Source organism: Acidovorax sp. BL-A-41-H1, assembly GCF_051942715.1.
The window spans coordinates 930,862-947,944 of record NZ_JBPVJQ010000003.1 but is presented as its reverse complement, the minus strand read 5'-3'; the positions used below and the strand labels follow the sequence as shown (position 1 = coordinate 947,944).

The window sequence follows — 17,083 nt, the reverse complement described above, 5'->3', positions numbered from 1 at the left end:
GGTTCAGGTTTCGTACGACAGGTTTGTTCAGACGGGGCGCCTACGGCGCACCACTACAGCCACGCATTTCATTGCCTCTATCCAGACCGTTAGCGCTGAACCCGTTGACGCGTTGTGCAGCGCTTCGACAGGCTCAGCGTGAAAGGGTGGGGGTGGGGGTGTACGGCAGGCTGATTTCACACAGGAAGGGCACGACTCACGCCGAAGGGTCGCTTTGCTGCAGTGCCCACATGCTGGCGTAGCGACCGCCTTGCGCCAGCAGTTGCCCATGCGTGCCACGCTCAATGATGCGGCCCGCATCCATCACCAGGATCTCGTGCGCGTCCACCACCGTGGACAGGCGGTGCGCGATCACCAGCGTGGTCTTGTTCTGCGCCACGCCCTGCAGCTCGGCCTGGATGGCGCGCTCGTTGGCCGAGTCCAACGCGCTGGTGGCCTCGTCAAAGATCAGGATGGGCGGGTTCTTGAGCAGGGTGCGGGCGATGGCCACGCGCTGCTTTTCACCGCCCGACAGCTTCAGGCCGCGCTCACCCACGGTGGTGTCGTAGCCCCTCGGCGTGGAGGCGATGAAGTCGTGGATGCGCGCGGACTTCGCCGCTGCTTCCACCTCGGCCTGCGAGGCGCCGGTGCGGCCGTAGGCAATGTTGTAGGCCACGGTGTCGTTGAAGAGCACGGTGTCCTGCGGCACGATGCCGATGGCCTGGCGCACGCTGGCCTGCGTGACAGAGCGGATCTCCTGCCCCGCAATGGTGATGCGGCCGCGCTGCACGTCGTAGAAGCGAAACAGCAGCCGCGCCAGCGTGGACTTGCCCGAGCCCGAGGGCCCCACCACCGCCACCGTCTTGCCTGCCGGAATCTCGAAGCTGATGCCCTGCAGGATGGGCCGCGCCGCGGCGTTGGCGGCGTCGTACGCGAAGTGCACATCCTCGAAGCGCACGGTGGGCTGGTCCAGCCCCGACAGCGGCTGCGCGCCAGGGGCGTCGGCCACCTCGCGTTCCTTGTCCATCAGGGTGAACATCTTGTCCAGATCGGTCAGGCTCTGCTTGATCTCGCGGTAGATCACGCCCAGAAAGTTGAGCGGGATGTACAGCTGGATCATGAAGGCGTTGACCATGACGAGGTCGCCCAGCGTCATGCGGCCATCGACCACGCCCTGCGTGGCGCGCCACAGCATGGCCACCAGGCCCACGGCGATGATGAGCTGCTGGCCAGTGTTGAGCATCGACAGCGTGCTCTGGCTTTTGAGGCGCGCCAGGCGCAGGCGCTCCAGGCTCTCGTCGTAGCGGCGGGCCTCAAAGCCTTCGTTGTTGAAGTACTTCACCGTTTCGTAGTTGAGCAGCGAATCCACCGCCTTGGTGTGCGCGGCCGAGTCGAACTCGTTGGCCTCGCGGCGGAACTTGGTGCGCCACTCGGTCACCAGCACGGTGTAGGCGATGTACAGCACCAGCGCGCCCAGCGTGATCCAGGCAAACCACATGTCGAACTTGGCGCCCAGCACGCTCAGCACCAGGATCACTTCAATCAGCGTGGCGAACACGTTGAACAGCGAGAACGAGATCAGCGACTCGATGCCGCGCACCCCGCGCTCGATGTCGCGCGTCATGCCGCCCGTTTGCCGCTCCAGGTGGAAGCGCAGGCTGAGCGCGTGCAGGTGCTGAAACGTCTGCAGCGCAATCGAGCGCGCCGCACCTTGCGTGGCCTTGGCAAACACCAGTTCGCGCAGCTCGGTAAAGAGCGACGTGGACAGCCGCAGCGCACCGTACGCCAGCAGCAGGCCCACGGGTACCACCAGCAGCGCGGCGGCATCGCCCGGCTTGAAATTCATCGCATCGACCAGCGTCTTGAGCAGCAGCGGCACGCCCACGTTGGCCAGCTTGGCACCCACCATGAAGACGATGGCCGCAACCACGCGCCACTTGTATTGCCACAGGTAAGGCATGAGCCGCCCGAGGGTGGCCCAGTCAGACGGACGGGGAGCGTTGGCGGTGCCTGCGACAGCAGGCGGGGTGGCTTCGCCAAGGTGGCGCATGAGGGACAATTCCTGTTGTTGTAGTTCTACCGACCCGGCTGGCGCCAGGTGGTTTGGCCGGGGCCACGAGCCCGACGAAACGCATGGCGTTTCCCCAAAGCACCCGGTGGCCCGGCCCCAACCCGAGATTGTGCCCATGTCTGCCGTTTTCAGCCCGCCACCCGCCGCATTGCCGACCGACAAGGAGCTGGTGCTCAAGGTGATCCCCATGCCCGCCGACACCAACGGCAATGGCGACATCTTCGGCGGCTGGGTAATGGCGCAGGTCGACCTGGCGGGCTCCGTGCTGCCGGCCCGCTACATCCAGGGCCGCATGGCCACGGTGGCGGTCAATGAATTCATCTTCAAGCAGCCGGTGCGCGTGGGCGACATCCTGTCGTTTTTCTCGTCGATCACGCGCGTGGGCAACACGTCCGTCACCGTGGAGGTCGAGGTGTATGCCGAGCGCTTTTCGGCCCAGGGGCAGTACGTGAAGGTGACCGAAGCCCGGCTGACCTATGTCGCCATCGACGAGCAGGGGCGCCCGCGCCCGGTGCCGCGGCGCACGGCCGCAGACGCCTGAAACGGCGCGGGCCATACATCCCGAATCCAGTAAAAAAGCGGCCCATCCGGGCCGCTTTTGGTGGGGTGGCGATGGGTGATCGCCTGGGTGTCGCAGCCCCTGCCTGGATCAGGCCGCCATGGCCGTGGGCTCGGCCCGCAACGGCGCGTTGCTGCGCTGCGCGGTGCCAGCCGATGAAGATGCCGACGAAAAACCGGATTCGATCTCGCCCGCCAGCTGGCCGCCCTCTTCCACCACCAGCTTGCCGTAGCGGATCTTGCCGTTGACGCGGCCGGTGCTGTAGATCACGAGCTTCTGGCGCACCGTCAGGCTGCCGTTGAACTCGCCATGGATCTCGGCGATGTCGATCTCGGCCGAGCCGCGGAAGGCGCCGTTTTCCGAAATCTGGATCACGCGGGAATCCATGGTGGCCTCGACCGTGCCTTCGACCACGAGCGTGTCGCAGTCGGTGATCTCCACGCCCTTGAGCTTGATGTTGGGGCCCACCGTCAGCTTGCTGCCGGTGCTCTCGCCCGCGGGTTTGGCGGCTGCCTGCGCCGTGGCGGTGCTGCCCGCAGTGGTGGAAGTGGTCGTGGTGCCCAGACCGTTGCTGCCCAGCACGCTGGACGCAGTGGTGGTGTTGCGGGGCTGGAAAGACTCGGGTTCACGCTTGCCAAAGAACGGGTTTTGCACGGCCATCAGATCTCCTTGAAAAGAAGCCATGCTAGGTTTCAGGCGTCAGAAAAGATGCCGTGGTTGCGCAAGAACGGTAACCAAACGGTTCCCCCGTTGCAGCCACTTGCAATGCTTGCCGTACCACACACGCTGGCACCGGTGCACACATTTGCACGCGCCTATGGCGCCGCCACCGTCAGGAGACGATGTAAGCCCCCGCGCCTGCCGACATGATCATGCCGTCAGGCCCCAGGAACTCCATGCGCGTGCTGGCCACGCGCGAGCCCAGCCGCAGCACCTGCGCGCGCAGCTCGAAATGCGTGCCGATACCCGGGCGCAGGTAGTCGATGCGCAGGTCGATGGTGCCCAGCTTGGCGAAGCGGTGCAGGCGCTGCTCGGGGGCCTCGTCCATGTGCCGCGCGCCAATGGCCGCCATCACGGCCAGGCCACCCATCGCATCGAGCCCGGCGCTGATCACCCCGCCGTGGATGCGGTTGTAGGCGTAGTGCCCCACCAGCTCGGGCTTCATGTCGATGCGGCCGACCACGCTGTCGGGCGCAAGGTGGGTGACCTTCAGGCCCAGCACCTGGTTGAACACGATCTTCTCTTCAAAGATGGACTTGAGCCCCGCGATGAACTCGGGCTCGAAGGGCATGGGCTGTGGTGTCGTCGTGGTGGATTTGCTCATGGGGTTCCGGGCAGTTGATGCCGCTTCAGGATGCACGCGCGCCAGACGCTATTTTTTTCATAGCTGTGACGGCAATTGGAACAAGCGCTACCGGCCATTTTGGCTCAAAAGTGCCCCCCATGCGTGTGCTGGGAGTCTGCTGGCACATGCACGCCCTCAGGGCAACAGTCCAGACCGCGGCCTTCCAGGCACGCGGGGAACGAAACCACCGGGTTCCGTCCCGTTCGGCCGCGCCCAGCTACCTCGGGCTGCGCGCAACGCCAGCGCCGTCCAGCACATCCACAGCAGGCCGGCACTCCCAGCGAATAGGGCAGGCTGCGCCCCTCCAAAACCGCCGGCCCATCTAGTCGCCCATGACCTCCTGCACCGTGGGTTCATATGTCGCACCCGCGACAGCGTCGAGCGCAGCGCCACACTGGCAGCCGCTGCGCCGCACGCCGCCCCGACTTCAGAAGGGCGGGTTCATCCGCTGCAACCCTTATTGCGCACGACCGTTCGCTCGTTCAATATCCGCTCGCCTCCGATACCGGGGCGCTCAGGGTTAGCCCCGAGTGCGGTCGGGACCAGGCCCATGCAACATGATTTAAGCAAAGCATTTGCTTTGTAAAAATATTTCGGGGAGCCAGGGTGCAATTTGTGCAACTGTTGATCAGCGGTATCGCCCAGGGGTGCATCTATGGGTTGATCGCGCTCGGTTTCGTGCTTATCTACAAGGCGACCGAGACCGTGAGCTTCGCGCAGGGCGAGCTGATGATGCTGGGGGCCTTTTGCGGGCTGGCGCTGATGACGGTGCTGGGCTTCCCGTTCTGGGTCGCGGTGCTGGCCAGCATCCTGGCCATGGGCATCTTCGGCACCCTGCTGGAGCGTGCGGTCATCCGCCCCATCCTCGGCCAGCCCGCATTCTCCATCGTCATGCTGACCATCGGCATCGGCTACGTGCTGCGCGGGCTCATCACCATGGTGCCCAACATCGGCACCGACACGCACACGCTGCCCGTTCCGTACAAGGACATGTCGCTGCGCCTGGGCGCGCTGGTGCTCAGCGCCGAGCAGCTGGTGGTGATTGGCGCCACCGCCGTGCTGTGCCTGCTGCTGTTTGCCATGTTCCGCTACAGCAAGCTGGGCATTGCCATGCAGGCCTCGTCGCAAAACCAGCTGGCGGCGTACTACATGGGCATTCCGGTGCAGCGCCTCAACGGCTTGGCCTGGGGCCTGGCCGCTGCGGTGGCGGCCGTCGCCGGGCTGCTGCTGGCGCCCATTACCTTCGTGCACGCCAACATGGGGCTCATCGGGCTCAAGGCCTTCCCGGCTGCGGTGGTGGGCGGCTTTGGAAGCCTGCCCGGCGCCATCGTGGGCGGGCTGGTGATCGGTATCGTCGAATCGCTATCGGGCTTTTACCTGCCCGACGGCTTCAAGGACACCGCCGCGTACATCGTGGTACTGGTAATGCTGATGGTGAAGCCCAACGGGCTGTTCGGCGAAAAGCTGCGCAAGAAGGTGTAACCCCATGAGATTCATCTTCAAGACCAGCTACGAGCAAGACCTGCGCCTGGCCAAGCACGGCGGGCACATCTTCTGGTACAGCCTGCTGTGCCTGGCGTTGGTGGCAGCGCCCTGGGTGGCGCCCGAATACTGGCTGGCGCAGCTCACCTTTGTGCTCATCTATTCCATCGTGGGGCTGGGGCTGATGCTGCTGGCAGGCTTCACGGGCCAGTTCTCGCTGGGGCACGCTGCGTTCCTCGGGGTCGGGGCCTACACGCAAGCGGTCCTCACGGGCATGGGCTGGCCATTCATGCTGTCGCTGGCCTGCGCGGCAGGGCTGTCGGCTGCCGTCGGGATCATCGTCGGCCTGCCTGCCTTGCGCCTGAAGGGCATCTACCTGGGCATGGCCACGCTGTCGTTCGGCTTCATCGTCGAGGAAGTATTTGCGCGCTGGGAGTCGGTCACGGGCGGCAACTCGGGCAAACACCTGGTGCCGCCAGAGATTTTTGGCTACTCGTTCGACTCCACGGCCTCGTTTTACTTTCTGTGCCTGGTCATCACGGTGCTGGCCACGCTGGGCATCCTGAACCTGCTGCGCTCGCCCACCGGGCGTGCCTTTGTCGCCATTCGCGATTCGGAAATTTCAGCGCAAAGCATGGGCATCCACCTGGCGCACTACAAGACGCTGTCGTTCGCGCTGTCGGCTGCGCTGGCGGGCGTGGGCGGAGCGCTGTATGCGCACAAGCTGCAGTTCATCTCGCCCGACCAGTTCAACATCCTGCAGTCCATCGACCTGCTGCTGATGATCGTGATTGGCGGCCTGGGCTCGGTACACGGCGCGTTCCTGGGGGCCATCTTCCTCATCTCCATGCCACAGATGATCTCGCTGTCCAAGGACTTCCTTCCCGCCGCCATCGGCCAGGCGCCTGGCCTGCAGGCGGTGGTGTACGGGGCGGTGCTGATTGCGTTTGTGCTGTTCGAGCCCATGGGGCTGTATGGCCGCTGGCTCAAGGTGCGCACCTGGCTGCAGATGTTCCCGTTCTACCGCAAGGGCATGTTCAAGCGGCAGAAGTCCTTTCAAAAGTCTGATCGTCTGAAATGAACGCCATGACCCATGACGTGCTGCTTTCAGCCAAAAACCTCAGCGTGCGCTTCGGTGGCGTGCTGGCGGTCAACAACGTGTCGTTCGACGTGCGCCGCGGCGAGGTGTTCACCCTCATCGGCCCTAACGGTGCTGGCAAGACGACGGTGTTCAACCTCATCAGCCGCATCTACACGCCCACGCAGGGCACCATTGCCTACGCCGGCCCCGGCGGCGCCATGCTGCCGCTGACGGATCTGCCGCCCCACAAGGTGGCGGGCCTGGGCATTGCGCGCACGTTCCAGAACATCGAACTCTTCGAGCATGCCAGCGTGCTGCACAACCTGCTGATCGGCCGCCACACCCGCCGCGAGACGGGCCTGTGGGCTGACATGTTCTTTACCGGCAAGGTGCGCAACGCCGAGATCCGGGCACGCGAGAAGGCCGAGGAGATCATCGACTTCCTGGACTTGCAGCACTACCGCGACACCATGGTGGCAGGCCTGCCCTACGGCGTGCGCAAGGTGGTGGAGCTGGCCCGCGCGCTGTGCACCGAGCCGCAGCTGCTGCTGCTCGATGAACCATCGTCGGGCCTGAACGTGGAAGAAACCGACGACATGGCTTTCTGGATCCAGGACATCCAGCACGAGCTGGGCATCACGGTGCTGATGGTCGAGCATGACATGTCGCTGGTGTCCAAGGTGTCGGACCGGGTGCTGGCCATGAACCAGGGCGAGCTGGTGGCCATGGGCACGCCGCGCGAGGTGCAGTCGCACCCCGGCGTGATCGAGGCTTACCTCGGCACTATCGACGACGTCAGCAACCTGCGCCGCCCGCCGGGCAGCCAGGTCGGAAGGACCGCCGCATGACCACAATGCCCACGGGCCAGCCCGCTGCCGCCAGCGCGGCCAATGACGAAACCCCCATGCTGCGGCTGCAGAACGTGGAAAGCGCCTATGGCCCCATCAAGGCCATCCGCGGCGTGAGCCTGCAGGTGCGCCGCGGCGAAATAGCAGCCGTGCTGGGCAGCAACGGCGCCGGCAAGACCACCATCCTCAAGACCATCTCCGGCATCATCGACCCGCGCAAGGGCACGGTCGAATTCAAGGGCGAGGACATCACCGCCAACGACCCGTCGGCCATCGTGCGCCGCGGCCTCATGCATGTGCCCGAAGGGCGCGAAGTGTTCCCGCTGCTGTCGGTGCGCGATAACCTGCTGATGGGCGCCTACACCCGCCGCGATGGCGATGCGGTGGCGCGCGACATCGAAACCGTGTTCGGCTACTTCCCCATCCTGCGGGAGCGGGCGGCGCAGGACGCGGGCCTGCTCTCGGGCGGGCAGCAGCAGATGCTGGCCATATCGCGCGCTCTGATGGCCAACCCCGAACTCATCCTGCTGGACGAGCCCAGCCTGGGCCTGTCTCCGAAGCTCACCAAGGAGATCTTCGAGATCGTGGTGCGCATCAACCGCGAGCGCGGCACCACCATCTTGCTGGTGGAGCAGAACGCCAACATGGCCCTGAATGCATCCGACTACGGCTACGTGCTGGAGAACGGCCGCATCGTGATGGAAGACAGCTGCGACCGCCTGCGCGAGAAGGACGACATCAAGGAGTTCTACCTGGGCATGAAGGACGAGGGCGTGCGGGGTGAACGGCGCTGGAAGAAGAAGAAAACATGGCGATGAGGACGGTATGAGCAATCTCTGGGACCTCTCTCAAATTCAGCCTTCCGGCACCGACGTGCTGGCGGGCGACACCATTCCCGCCATGTTCTGGAACGCGGTGCAAGCCCGCGGCCCCAACGTGTGGATGCGCCAGAAGGAACTGGGCATCTGGAAAAGCTGGACCTGGAACCAGACCGCCGAGGCCGTGCGCGAAATCGGCGGCGGCCTGATGTCGCTCGGTTTCGAGCCCGGCGAATGCGCGTCCATCCTGTCGAGCACCAACATCGAATGGGTGCTGGCCGACCTGGCCGTGCTCAGCTGCGGCGGCGTGGCCAACGGCATCTACCCCACCGATGCCGCCGCGCAGGTGCAGTACCTGAGCGAAGACTCTGCTACCCGCGTGCTGTTTGTGGAAGACGACGAGCAGCTGGACAAGGCGCTGGAGGTGCGCGACGCCCTGCCCCTGCTGCGCAAGATCGTGGTGTTCGACATGGAGGGCCTGCGCGGCCTGAACGACCCGGGCGTCATCGGCCTGGCGGCACTGCGTGAACTGGGCCGCGCCTGGAACCAGCAAAACCCCGACGCGCTAATGCGCCGTGTGCAGGCCTGCAGCCCGGATGACCTGGCCATCCTGGTCTACACATCGGGCACCACCGGGAAGCCCAAGGGCGCCATGCACACGCATGCGGCCCTGACCTACACGGTGCGCGGCTACAACACGCTGATTTCGCGCAGCGAGGCCGACGAGACGATGTGCTTTCTGCCGCTGTGCCACATTGCCGAGCGCATGGGCGGCGAGTATTTTTCGCTCTACACCGGGGCGAAGCTCAACTTTGTGGAGAACCCCGACACCGTGCCCGAGAACGTGCGCGAGATCGCACCCACGGTATTCACCGCCGTGCCGCGCGTGTGGGAGAAGTTCTATTCGGGCGTGATGATCACGCTCAAGGAATCCACCCGCATGCAGCAGGCGGCCTACGCATGGTCCATCGGCGTGGGCACGCGCATTGCCGACCTGGTGCTGGCCGGCCAGCCGGTGGGCGGGCTGCTGAAGGCGCAGTTCATGCTGGCGCGCTTTCTGGCGCTTAACAACGTGCGCAAGCTCATCGGCATACACCGTGCGCGGTTCCTCGTTACCGGCGCTGCACCCATATCGCCCGACCTGGTGCGCTGGTACCTGGCGCTGGGCCTGCCCATGCTCGAGGTGTGGGGCATGACGGAGACTTGCGGTGCATCCACCGGCGTGCCCGCCACGCGCATGAAGCCGGGCTCCATCGGCCCGGCCGCCAGCTACAACGAGGTGCGCATCGACCCGGCCACCGGCGAGATCCTGGTGCGGGGCCCCAACGTGTTCAAGGGCTACCTCAACCTGCCCGAGAAAACGGCTGAAACCATAGACGCCGATGGCTGGCTGCACACGGGTGATGTGGGCGTGATCGATACCGATGGCTACCTGCGCATCACCGACCGCATGAAGGACATCATCATCACCGCGGGCGGCAAGAACATCACGCCGAGCGAGCTGGAAAACGAGCTCAAGTTCAGCCCCTACGTGACTGACGCCGTGGTCATTGGCGACAAGCTTCCCTATCTCACGGTCATCATCATGATCGACCAGGAGAACGTGGAGAAGTTTGCGCAGGACAACGACGTGCCGTTCAGTAACTACGCCAGCCTGACCCGCACACGCGAGGTGCAGGAGCTGATCCAGGCCGAGATCGACCGCGTGAACGCCAAATTCGCGCGGGTCGAGCAGATCAAGAAGTTCTTCCTGCTGGACACGCAGCTCACGGCGGAAGACGAAGAACTCACGCCCACCATGAAGCTCAAGCGCAAGCTGGTGCAGCAAAAGTACGCGCCGCAGATCGAGGCGATGTATCGCTAGCCGAAGCAGCGGCAGCAGGGGCGTGGCGCGCAGCCCGCATGCCGCCCAAGATAGGGAAAGTGCTGGTGCCCCACCCCGGGCATCGTTCTATAACGAGTGATCGTATTGCGATCCAACCGAAGGAGACGTGCCATGAAACTTCATCACATTGCCGCACTGGCCCTCGTGGCCACGGCCGGTAGTGCCGCGCAGGCGCAACCCAGCCAGGGCGTCAGCAAGGACACCATCACGCTGGGCTCCATCCAGGATCTGTCGGGCCCGCTGGCGGGCTTTGGCAAGCAGATCCGGCTGGGCATGATGCTGCGCGTGGACGAGGCCAACGAGCAGGGCGGCGTCAACGGTCGCAAGCTCGACCTGAAGGTGGAAGACTCTGGCTACGACCCCAAGAAGGCCGTGCTGGCCGCGCAGAAGCTCGTGAACCAGGACAAGATCTTCATGATGATCGGCCACCTGGGCACGGCGCAGAACCTGGCCGCCATGCCGGTGCAGTTCAGCAAGAACGTCATCAACTTCTTCCCCGTGACGGCCGCGCGCGAAATGTACGAGCCCTTCCACAAGCTCAAGTACTCGTTTGCTGCCACCTACTACGACCAGATTCGCCTGGCCGCGCCCAAGCTGATCAAGGAAAAGAACGCCAAGAAGGTCTGCACCATTTACCAGGACGACGAGTTCGGCCTGGAAGTGATGCGCGGCGGCGAGGCCGCATTGAAGACGATGGGCATGGAGTTTGCCGAGAAGACTTCGTACAAGCGCGGTGCCACCGACTTCTCCTCGCAAGTCGCCAAGATGAAGTCGTCCGAGTGCGACTTCGTGATCCTGGGCACCATCATCCGCGAGACCATCGGCACCATTGGCGAGTCGCGCAAGACGGGTTTCAACCCGACCTTCCTGGGCTCCAGCGCTGCCTACACCGACCTGATCCACAAGCTGGGCGGCAAGCCCATGGACGGCCTGTACGCCACCATGACGGTGCAGCACCCCTACCTGGATGAGGCCAGCCAGCCGATCCGCTTCTGGGCCAACAAGTACAAGACCAAGTTCAACGACGACCCGACGGTGTTCTCGGTGTACGGCTACAGCGCCATCGATTCCTTCATCAAGGCAGCGCAAAAGGCCGGCACCAACCTCAACACCGAGAGCTTCATCAAGGCAATGGACACCATGGTCATCCCGCCGGACATGTTCGGCAGCGCGCAGGCCACCTACGGCCCGCAAAAGCGCCTGGGCAGCGACCTCTCGCGCCTGTCGCAGATCACCGACGGCAAGTGGAAGGTGGTGTCGGATTACGTGAAGCCCTGAACCCGCAAGTCTGAACATTGCAACTTCCAAAGCCGCCTCCGGGCGGCTTTGGTGTTTCTGGGGGGTGCATACAGCCGCAACAAGTGGCAGAATTTAACCAAGCAGTCACTTTGTATAAATAGCCGCCCGCCACTGGGCTGACCGACCGAGCCACCGCCATGATCGAACGCACCCTGTACCAGCCCGACCACCAGGCCTTTGCCGACAGCTTTCGCCGCTTTATCGACAAGGAAGTGATGCCCCACCACGCCGAGTGGGAAGACCAGGGCTACGTGGCCCGCGAGGTGTGGAACGCCGCCGGTGCCAACGGCTTTCTGTGCATGAGCCTGCCCGAGGAGTACGGCGGCGCCGGGGCCGACAAGCTGTACTCAGTGGCCCAGATGGAAGAGATCGCCCGCGCAGGGTGCACCGGCATCGGCTTCGGGCTGCACAGCGAGATAGTGGCACCGTACATCCTGCACTACGGCACCGAAGCGCAAAAACAAAAGTACCTGCCCCAGATGGCCACCGGCGCCGTGGTGGGCGCCATTGCCATGAGCGAGCCTGCTGCCGGCAGCGACCTGCAGGGCATCAAGACCAGCGCCGTGAAAAGTGCGGACGGTTCGCACTATGTGCTCAACGGCAGCAAGACCTTCATCACCAACGGCTGGCACGCCGACCTGGTGATCGTGGTGGCCAAGACCGACCCGGCCGCCGGGGCCAAGGGCACCAGCCTGTTCCTGGTGGAGCGCGGCATGCCCGGCTTTGAAAAGGGCCAGCGCCTGAAAAAGGTGGGCATGAAGGCACAGGACACCTCCGAGCTTTTCTTCAACGACGTGAAGGTGCCGGCGGACAACCTGCTGGGCGGCCCCGCCATGGAGGGCCGCGGCTTCATCTGCCTGATGGAGCAGCTGCCGTGGGAACGCCTGCAGATCGCCATCACCGCCGTGGCCGCCGCGCAGGCCGCCATCGACTGGACGGTGGACTACGTCAAGGACCGCAAGGTCTTCGGCCAGGCCGTGGCCTCGTTCCAGAACACGCGCTACACGCTCGCCGAGCTGCAGACCGAAGTGCAGGTGGCCCGCGTGTTTGTGGACAAGTGCTGCGAGCTGGTTTTGAAAGACCAGCTGGACACCCAGACCGCCAGCATGGCCAAGTACTGGACCACCGACCTGCAGTGCAAGGTGATGGACGAGTGCGTGCAGCTGTTTGGCGGCTACGGCTACATGTGGGAATACCCCATCGCCCGCGCCTATGCCGATGCGCGCGTGCAGCGCATCTACGGCGGCACGAACGAGATCATGAAAGAGGTGATCTCGCGCGGCATGGGGCTGGCTGCACGATGAACCCCGCCCCGAACCCGTTCAGGCTGAGCCTGTCGGAGCCAGAGCCTAATCGCACGCAGCCCTTCGAGATGCTCAGGGCGAACGGTTGGACGCGAACGCCTGCGATTCTCTTCAAGCCTTTTCACTACTGAATTCATAGCTGCTTACGCTTATCCATCAAGCGCTAGGGCCACATTTCACTCAAATTTGGAGCCAAACCATGACCGAAGCCTACGTATTCGCCGCGCTGCGCACCCCGCGCGGCAAGGGCAAGAAGGACGGCAGCCTGCACGAGGTCAAGCCGATTGACCTGCTTGCAGGCCTGCTCACCGAGCTACAGGCACGCCACCGCTTTGACACCGCGGCGGTGGACGACGTGGTCATGGGCATCGTCTCGCCCGTGGGCGAACAGGGCTCTGTTTTACCGAAGGTAGCGGCGCTCAAGGCCGGGTGGGACTTTCGCTGCGCGGGCGTGCAGGTCAACCGCTTTTGCGCATCGGGCCTGGAGGCCGTCAACATGGCCGCGCAGAAAGTGCGCAGCGGGTTTGAAGACCTGGTGGTGGCGGGCGGCGTGGAGAGTATGAGCCGCGTGCCCATCGGGTCTGATGGCGGCGCCTGGGCGCAAGACCCCGCCACCAACTCCGCCACGCTGTTCGTGCCCCAGGGCATCGGCGCCGACCTGATCGCCACGCTGGACGGATATACCCGTGCCGACGTGGACGCCTTCGCGCTCGAATCCCAGCGCCGCGCCACCGCGGCGCGTGCAGCGGGCTACTTCAAGAACTCCGTCGTGCCCGTGCGCGACTTCATCGGCCAGACCATTCTGGAAGAAGACGAGTTCATCAAGCCCCACACCACGCTCGAAGGCCTGGGCGCGCTCAAGGCCTCGTTCGAGCAGCTGGGCGGCATGGGCTTTGACGCGGTGGCGCTGCAGCGCTACCCGCAGGTGGAACGCATCCACCATGTGCACCACGCGGGCAACTCGTCGGGCATCGTGGATGGCGCCGCCGCTGTGCTCATCGGCAACGAGGCCGCCGCCAAGGCCCACGGCCTTACGCCCCGCGCACGCATCGTGGCCACGGCACTCAGTGGGGCCGACCCCACCATCATGCTCACCGGCCCCGTGCCCGCCGCGCAAAAGGCACTGGCCCGCGCGGGCATGACCATCGACCAGATCGACCTGTTCGAAGTGAACGAGGCCTTTGCCGCCGTGCCCATGCGCTTCATGCGCGAGCTGGGCGTGCCGCACGACAAGGTCAACGTGAACGGCGGCGCCATCGCCATGGGCCACCCACTGGGCGCCACGGGCGCCATGATCCTCGGCACGCTGATTGACGAGCTGCACCGCCGCCAGCTGCGCTATGGCCTGGCCACGCTGTGCGTGGGCGGCGGCATGGGCATTGCCACCATCGTTGAACGCGTATGAGAAACAACCCCCTGAGCGGCTGCGCCGCTTCCCCCTTCTCTGATCGCTGCGCGAAGGGAACGGGGACGACGCCACTGGCCTGGCAAAGCCAGTTCCACGGCGTCCGCTGGCCTCGGCCACGCTTCTTCTAAGGCCGCGCCCCACAGCTGCGCCATGGCGCATTACAGATTCGGAGACATCAGCATGCAAACCATCCGCTACGAACTCATCCCCGCCCAGGGCACCGAAGGCCAGGTCGCCGTCATCACGTTTGACGAAACCAACTCCCCCGTCAACACCATGTGCCGCACCTGGCAGGACGAGCTGGCGCAGGTCACCGCCCAGGTGGTCGCAGACCACGGCAACGCGGGTACGGCGCTCAAGGGCATCGTGCTGGCATCGGCCAAGACGAGCTTTTTTGCCGGCGCCGACCTCAAGGCCACCATGCGCCTGACGCCCGCCGACGCACCGGCCGCGTTCGCAGAAATCGAGCGCATGAAAAAGCAGTTCCGCACGCTCGAAACGCTGGGTATCCCGGTGGTGGCCTGCCTCAACGGCGCAGCGCTGGGCGGTGGCTGGGAAGTGGCGCTGATTGCACATTACCGCATCGCCGTGGCCGACCCCAAGATCCAGTTCGGCCTGCCCGAAGTGACCCTGGGCCTGATGCCCGGCGCCACCGGCATGACCAAGATGACGCGCCTGCTGGGCCTGTTGGGCGCGCAGCCCTACATCCTGGAGGGCAAGCTCTTCAACCCCGCCGAGGCGCTGGAACTGCAACTGGTGCACGAGCTGGTGGCCACGCGCGATCAACTGCTGCCCGCCGCCCTGGCCCACATCGCCACCCACCCGCACGCCGTGCAGCCGTGGGACGACAAGAACTACAAAATGCCCGGCGGCACGCCCGCCAACCCCAAGATCGCGGGCGCCCTCACCGTGGCCCCCGCCATGCTCAAGAAGACCACCCGCGGCCGCTACCCCGCGCCCGAGGCGGCCCTGGCCGCCATGGTCGAGGGCGCGATGGTGGACTACGACACCGCCCTGCGCATTGAAAGCCGCTATCTCGCCCGCCTGATGACCGGCCCCGTGGCGCGCAACATGATCAACACGTTCTTCTTCGACATGAACGCGATCAAGAGCGGCAAGTCGCGCCCCGGCTCGGCCCCACGCTACAAACCGCAAAAAGTCGGCATCCTGGGCGCTGGCATGATGGGTGCGGGCATCGCCTATGCGCAGGCCAGCCGGGGCATCGCCACGGTGCTGAAAGACGTGAGTGCGGAAAAGGCCGAGGCTGGCAAGGCCTACAGCGCCAAGCTCACCCAGGCCCGCGTGGACAAAGGCCGCATGACAGCCGAGGCGCAGCAAGCCCTGCTGGCCCGCATCACGCCCACCGCCAGCGCGGCCGACCTGGCAGGCTGCGACCTCATCATCGAAGCCGTGTTCGAAAGCCGCGACCTCAAAGCCAAGGTCACGCAAGAAGCCGAGCCGCAACTGGCGCCCGGCGGCTTCTTTGCCAGCAACACCTCCACCCTGCCCATCAGCGGCCTAGCCACGGCCAGCAGCAAACCTGAGAAGTTTGTCGGCATCCACTTCTTCAGCCCGGTGGACAAGATGAAGCTTGTCGAGATCATTCGCGGCAAGCAGACGGATGACGAAACCGTAGCCCGCGCCTTCGACTACGTGCAGGCCCTGGGCAAGGTGCCCATCGTGGTCAACGACTCACGCGGCTTCTACACCAGCCGCACCTTCGGCACCTTTGTGATGGAAGGCGCCGCCATGCTGGGCGAAGGCATCCCCGCCGCCGCCATTGAAAACGCCGCCATGCAGGCCGGCCTGCCCGTGGGCCCCCTGGCCGTGATGGACGAAACCGCGCTGACCCTGAGCGTGCACGTGCTGGACCAGACCCGCGCCGACTACGCCGCCGAAGGCAAGACCTACACCGCTACCCCCGGCGAGCTGCTGGTGGAGCGCATGGTCAAGGAACTGAAGCGCCCCGGCCGCGCCGGTGGCGGCGGCTTTTACGACTACCCCGCAGGCGCCAAGAAGCACCTGTGGCCGGAGCTGAAACCTCTGTTCGAAAAGCCCGGCGTGGCATGGAGCGTGCAGGAGATCCAGGACCGCCTGCTCTACCGCCAAGCCATCGAAACCGCGCGCTGCCTGGCCGAGGGCGTGCTGACCAGCGTGCATGACGCGAACATCGGGTCGATTTTTGGGATTGGGTTTCCGGCTTGGACGGGGGGGGCGATGCAGTTCATCTATGGGACTGGGGTGGAGGCGTTCCTTCAGCGTGCTGATGAACTGGCGGTGAAGTACGGGGCGGGATTTGTTCTGGACGCAAAAACCCGAGATGCCATTCGAGATTTTCAGCCGGCCTATTGACTGACCATAGTTCAGTCAAACCGGATAGCTAAAGGAGCTCGCTTCTGGCACACCCAGCACATCCCCGACCAGCTGCCATATTTGCTGGTTGGGTGTTGTGGAGAACAAAAACCACAGCTCTGCGATGCGCAGAGCGGGAAGCATCAAATCTTCCAGCGAGAAGCGTCCGTCTCTATTGAGAAAGACAGCCACCACCAAATCGTCACCAGAGTATTTGCTCAGTCCATCGACCAACGCCTGGACTGTGGCGCTTGCGTTCAAATGGTCAGGCACCAGCTCTTTGAGCTGGACCGGCGCAAAGTGCCGAACATCAGCGATCTCCCACGTGGCAACGAAGTCATAGTCGCTTGACTCCACGGGAGAAAACAAGACCTGGTGCCCGATGCGCAATGACATGCCATGGCAAAAAAGTGCAGCTTGGCGAAACTCGCGTATGTGTTTGAGGTCATTGGTTCGCAGGTTACGGACTTGTGGAGACAGGTCTGCATCGACGATTTGCATTTCGATTTGCCGGAGCTCTCTCAGTACCGCGACCGGATCACGATACGCCAACGACGCAAATGCTTTCAACGCTGATCGGGACTGTTCCACTCCGTTAATCTTTCCTACCCATTGAGGGCGATAGTCGCACTGTCACCAGCGTCACGCCGCC

Annotated in this window: 14 protein-coding genes; 10 read left to right on the top strand and 4 right to left on the bottom strand. The window is 64.4% G+C overall.

The features are described from left to right. Nucleotides 1-196: 196 nt before the first annotated feature. Nucleotides 197-2,029, bottom strand: coding sequence for an ABCB family ABC transporter ATP-binding protein/permease (locus ACTPOI_RS05280; RefSeq protein WP_440107111.1), 1,833 nt, complete (start codon nt 2,027-2,029; stop codon nt 197-199). Nucleotides 2,030-2,165: 136 nt separating this feature from the next. Between ACTPOI_RS05280 and ACTPOI_RS05275 the strand changes: the two genes are divergently transcribed. Then, nucleotides 2,166-2,591, top strand: a complete 426-nt coding sequence (locus tag ACTPOI_RS05275; RefSeq protein ID WP_440107109.1) for an acyl-CoA thioesterase — start codon at nt 2,166-2,168, stop codon at nt 2,589-2,591. A gap of 108 nt (nt 2,592-2,699) precedes the next feature. Here the strand turns inward: ACTPOI_RS05275 and ACTPOI_RS05270 are convergent, their stop codons facing one another. Both ACTPOI_RS05270 and ACTPOI_RS05265 read right to left on the bottom strand, forming a co-directional pair. Further along, on the bottom strand, nt 2,700-3,269 hold the full coding sequence (locus ACTPOI_RS05270; RefSeq protein ID WP_440107107.1) for a bactofilin family protein: 570 nt from the start codon (nt 3,267-3,269) through the stop codon (nt 2,700-2,702). Between the two features lie 172 nt (nt 3,270-3,441). Continuing rightward, nucleotides 3,442-3,933: a thioesterase family protein gene (locus ACTPOI_RS05265; RefSeq protein WP_440107105.1), complete on the bottom strand. Its 492-nt coding sequence runs from the start codon at nt 3,931-3,933 to the stop codon at nt 3,442-3,444. A 627-nt stretch (nt 3,934-4,560) separates the two neighbouring features. On the opposite strand from ACTPOI_RS05265, the gene ACTPOI_RS05260 reads away from it, so the two are divergent. The 9 genes from ACTPOI_RS05260 to ACTPOI_RS05220 all read left to right on the top strand — a co-directional run bounded on the left by ACTPOI_RS05260 (nt 4,561) and on the right by ACTPOI_RS05220 (nt 16,431). Beyond that, nucleotides 4,561-5,436 (top strand): branched-chain amino acid ABC transporter permease, encoded by an 876-nt coding sequence (locus ACTPOI_RS05260; protein WP_440107103.1) that lies wholly within the window; start codon nt 4,561-4,563, stop codon nt 5,434-5,436. 4 nt (nt 5,437-5,440) lie between these two features. Beyond that, nucleotides 5,441-6,517, top strand: a complete 1,077-nt coding sequence (locus ACTPOI_RS05255; protein WP_440107101.1) for a branched-chain amino acid ABC transporter permease — start codon at nt 5,441-5,443, stop codon at nt 6,515-6,517. A 5-nt stretch (nt 6,518-6,522) separates the two neighbouring features. Next, nucleotides 6,523-7,365 carry an ABC transporter ATP-binding protein gene (locus ACTPOI_RS05250; RefSeq protein WP_300460912.1) on the top strand — a complete coding sequence of 281 codons (843 nt, stop codon included), beginning with the start codon at nt 6,523-6,525 and terminating at the stop codon, nt 7,363-7,365. Further along, complete coding sequence (locus ACTPOI_RS05245) at nt 7,362-8,183, top strand: ABC transporter ATP-binding protein (protein ID WP_440107099.1); 822 nt, start codon at nt 7,362-7,364, stop codon at nt 8,181-8,183. The genes ACTPOI_RS05250 and ACTPOI_RS05245 overlap by 4 nt, the downstream gene beginning before the upstream one ends. A gap of 7 nt (nt 8,184-8,190) precedes the next feature. After that, a complete protein-coding gene (locus ACTPOI_RS05240) occupies nt 8,191-10,047 on the top strand; it encodes an AMP-dependent synthetase/ligase (protein WP_440107096.1) in 1,857 nt (618 codons plus the stop codon). A gap of 132 nt (nt 10,048-10,179) precedes the next feature. Continuing rightward, nucleotides 10,180-11,346, top strand: a complete 1,167-nt coding sequence (locus tag ACTPOI_RS05235; RefSeq protein WP_440107094.1) for an ABC transporter substrate-binding protein — start codon at nt 10,180-10,182, stop codon at nt 11,344-11,346. A gap of 158 nt (nt 11,347-11,504) precedes the next feature. Next, nucleotides 11,505-12,671, top strand: coding sequence for an acyl-CoA dehydrogenase family protein (locus ACTPOI_RS05230; RefSeq protein WP_440107092.1), 1,167 nt, complete (start codon nt 11,505-11,507; stop codon nt 12,669-12,671). A 199-nt stretch (nt 12,672-12,870) separates the two neighbouring features. Beyond that, on the top strand, nt 12,871-14,076 hold the full coding sequence (locus ACTPOI_RS05225; RefSeq protein ID WP_440107090.1) for an acetyl-CoA C-acetyltransferase: 1,206 nt from the start codon (nt 12,871-12,873) through the stop codon (nt 14,074-14,076). A 183-nt stretch (nt 14,077-14,259) separates the two neighbouring features. Continuing rightward, nucleotides 14,260-16,431: a 3-hydroxyacyl-CoA dehydrogenase NAD-binding domain-containing protein gene (locus ACTPOI_RS05220; protein ID WP_440107088.1), complete on the top strand. Its 2,172-nt coding sequence runs from the start codon at nt 14,260-14,262 to the stop codon at nt 16,429-16,431. A gap of 15 nt (nt 16,432-16,446) precedes the next feature. Here ACTPOI_RS05220 and ACTPOI_RS05215 read toward each other — a convergent pair whose 3' ends face one another. Continuing rightward, nucleotides 16,447-16,932 carry a hypothetical protein gene (locus tag ACTPOI_RS05215; protein WP_440107086.1) on the bottom strand — a complete coding sequence of 162 codons (486 nt, stop codon included), beginning with the start codon at nt 16,930-16,932 and terminating at the stop codon, nt 16,447-16,449. Between the last annotated feature and the right edge of the window lie 151 nt (nt 16,933-17,083).

Coding starts and splice junctions, on each gene's coding strand:
- ACTPOI_RS05255 (WP_440107101.1), top strand. CDS start 5,441: ATGAGATTCATCTTCAAGACCAGCTACGAGCAAGACCTGCGCCTGGCC.
- ACTPOI_RS05275 (WP_440107109.1), top strand. CDS start 2,166: ATGTCTGCCGTTTTCAGCCCGCCACCCGCCGCATTGCCGACCGACAAG.
- ACTPOI_RS05245 (WP_440107099.1), top strand. CDS start 7,362: ATGACCACAATGCCCACGGGCCAGCCCGCTGCCGCCAGCGCGGCCAAT.
- ACTPOI_RS05240 (WP_440107096.1), top strand. CDS start 8,191: ATGAGCAATCTCTGGGACCTCTCTCAAATTCAGCCTTCCGGCACCGAC.
- ACTPOI_RS05265 (WP_440107105.1), bottom strand. CDS start 3,933: ATGAGCAAATCCACCACGACGACACCACAGCCCATGCCCTTCGAGCCC.
- ACTPOI_RS05235 (WP_440107094.1), top strand. CDS start 10,180: ATGAAACTTCATCACATTGCCGCACTGGCCCTCGTGGCCACGGCCGGT.
- ACTPOI_RS05215 (WP_440107086.1), bottom strand. CDS start 16,932: ATGCAAATCGTCGATGCAGACCTGTCTCCACAAGTCCGTAACCTGCGA.
- ACTPOI_RS05225 (WP_440107090.1), top strand. CDS start 12,871: ATGACCGAAGCCTACGTATTCGCCGCGCTGCGCACCCCGCGCGGCAAG.
- ACTPOI_RS05280 (WP_440107111.1), bottom strand. CDS start 2,029: ATGCGCCACCTTGGCGAAGCCACCCCGCCTGCTGTCGCAGGCACCGCC.
- ACTPOI_RS05270 (WP_440107107.1), bottom strand. CDS start 3,269: ATGGCCGTGCAAAACCCGTTCTTTGGCAAGCGTGAACCCGAGTCTTTC.
- ACTPOI_RS05250 (WP_300460912.1), top strand. CDS start 6,523: ATGACCCATGACGTGCTGCTTTCAGCCAAAAACCTCAGCGTGCGCTTC.
- ACTPOI_RS05220 (WP_440107088.1), top strand. CDS start 14,260: ATGCAAACCATCCGCTACGAACTCATCCCCGCCCAGGGCACCGAAGGC.
- ACTPOI_RS05230 (WP_440107092.1), top strand. CDS start 11,505: ATGATCGAACGCACCCTGTACCAGCCCGACCACCAGGCCTTTGCCGAC.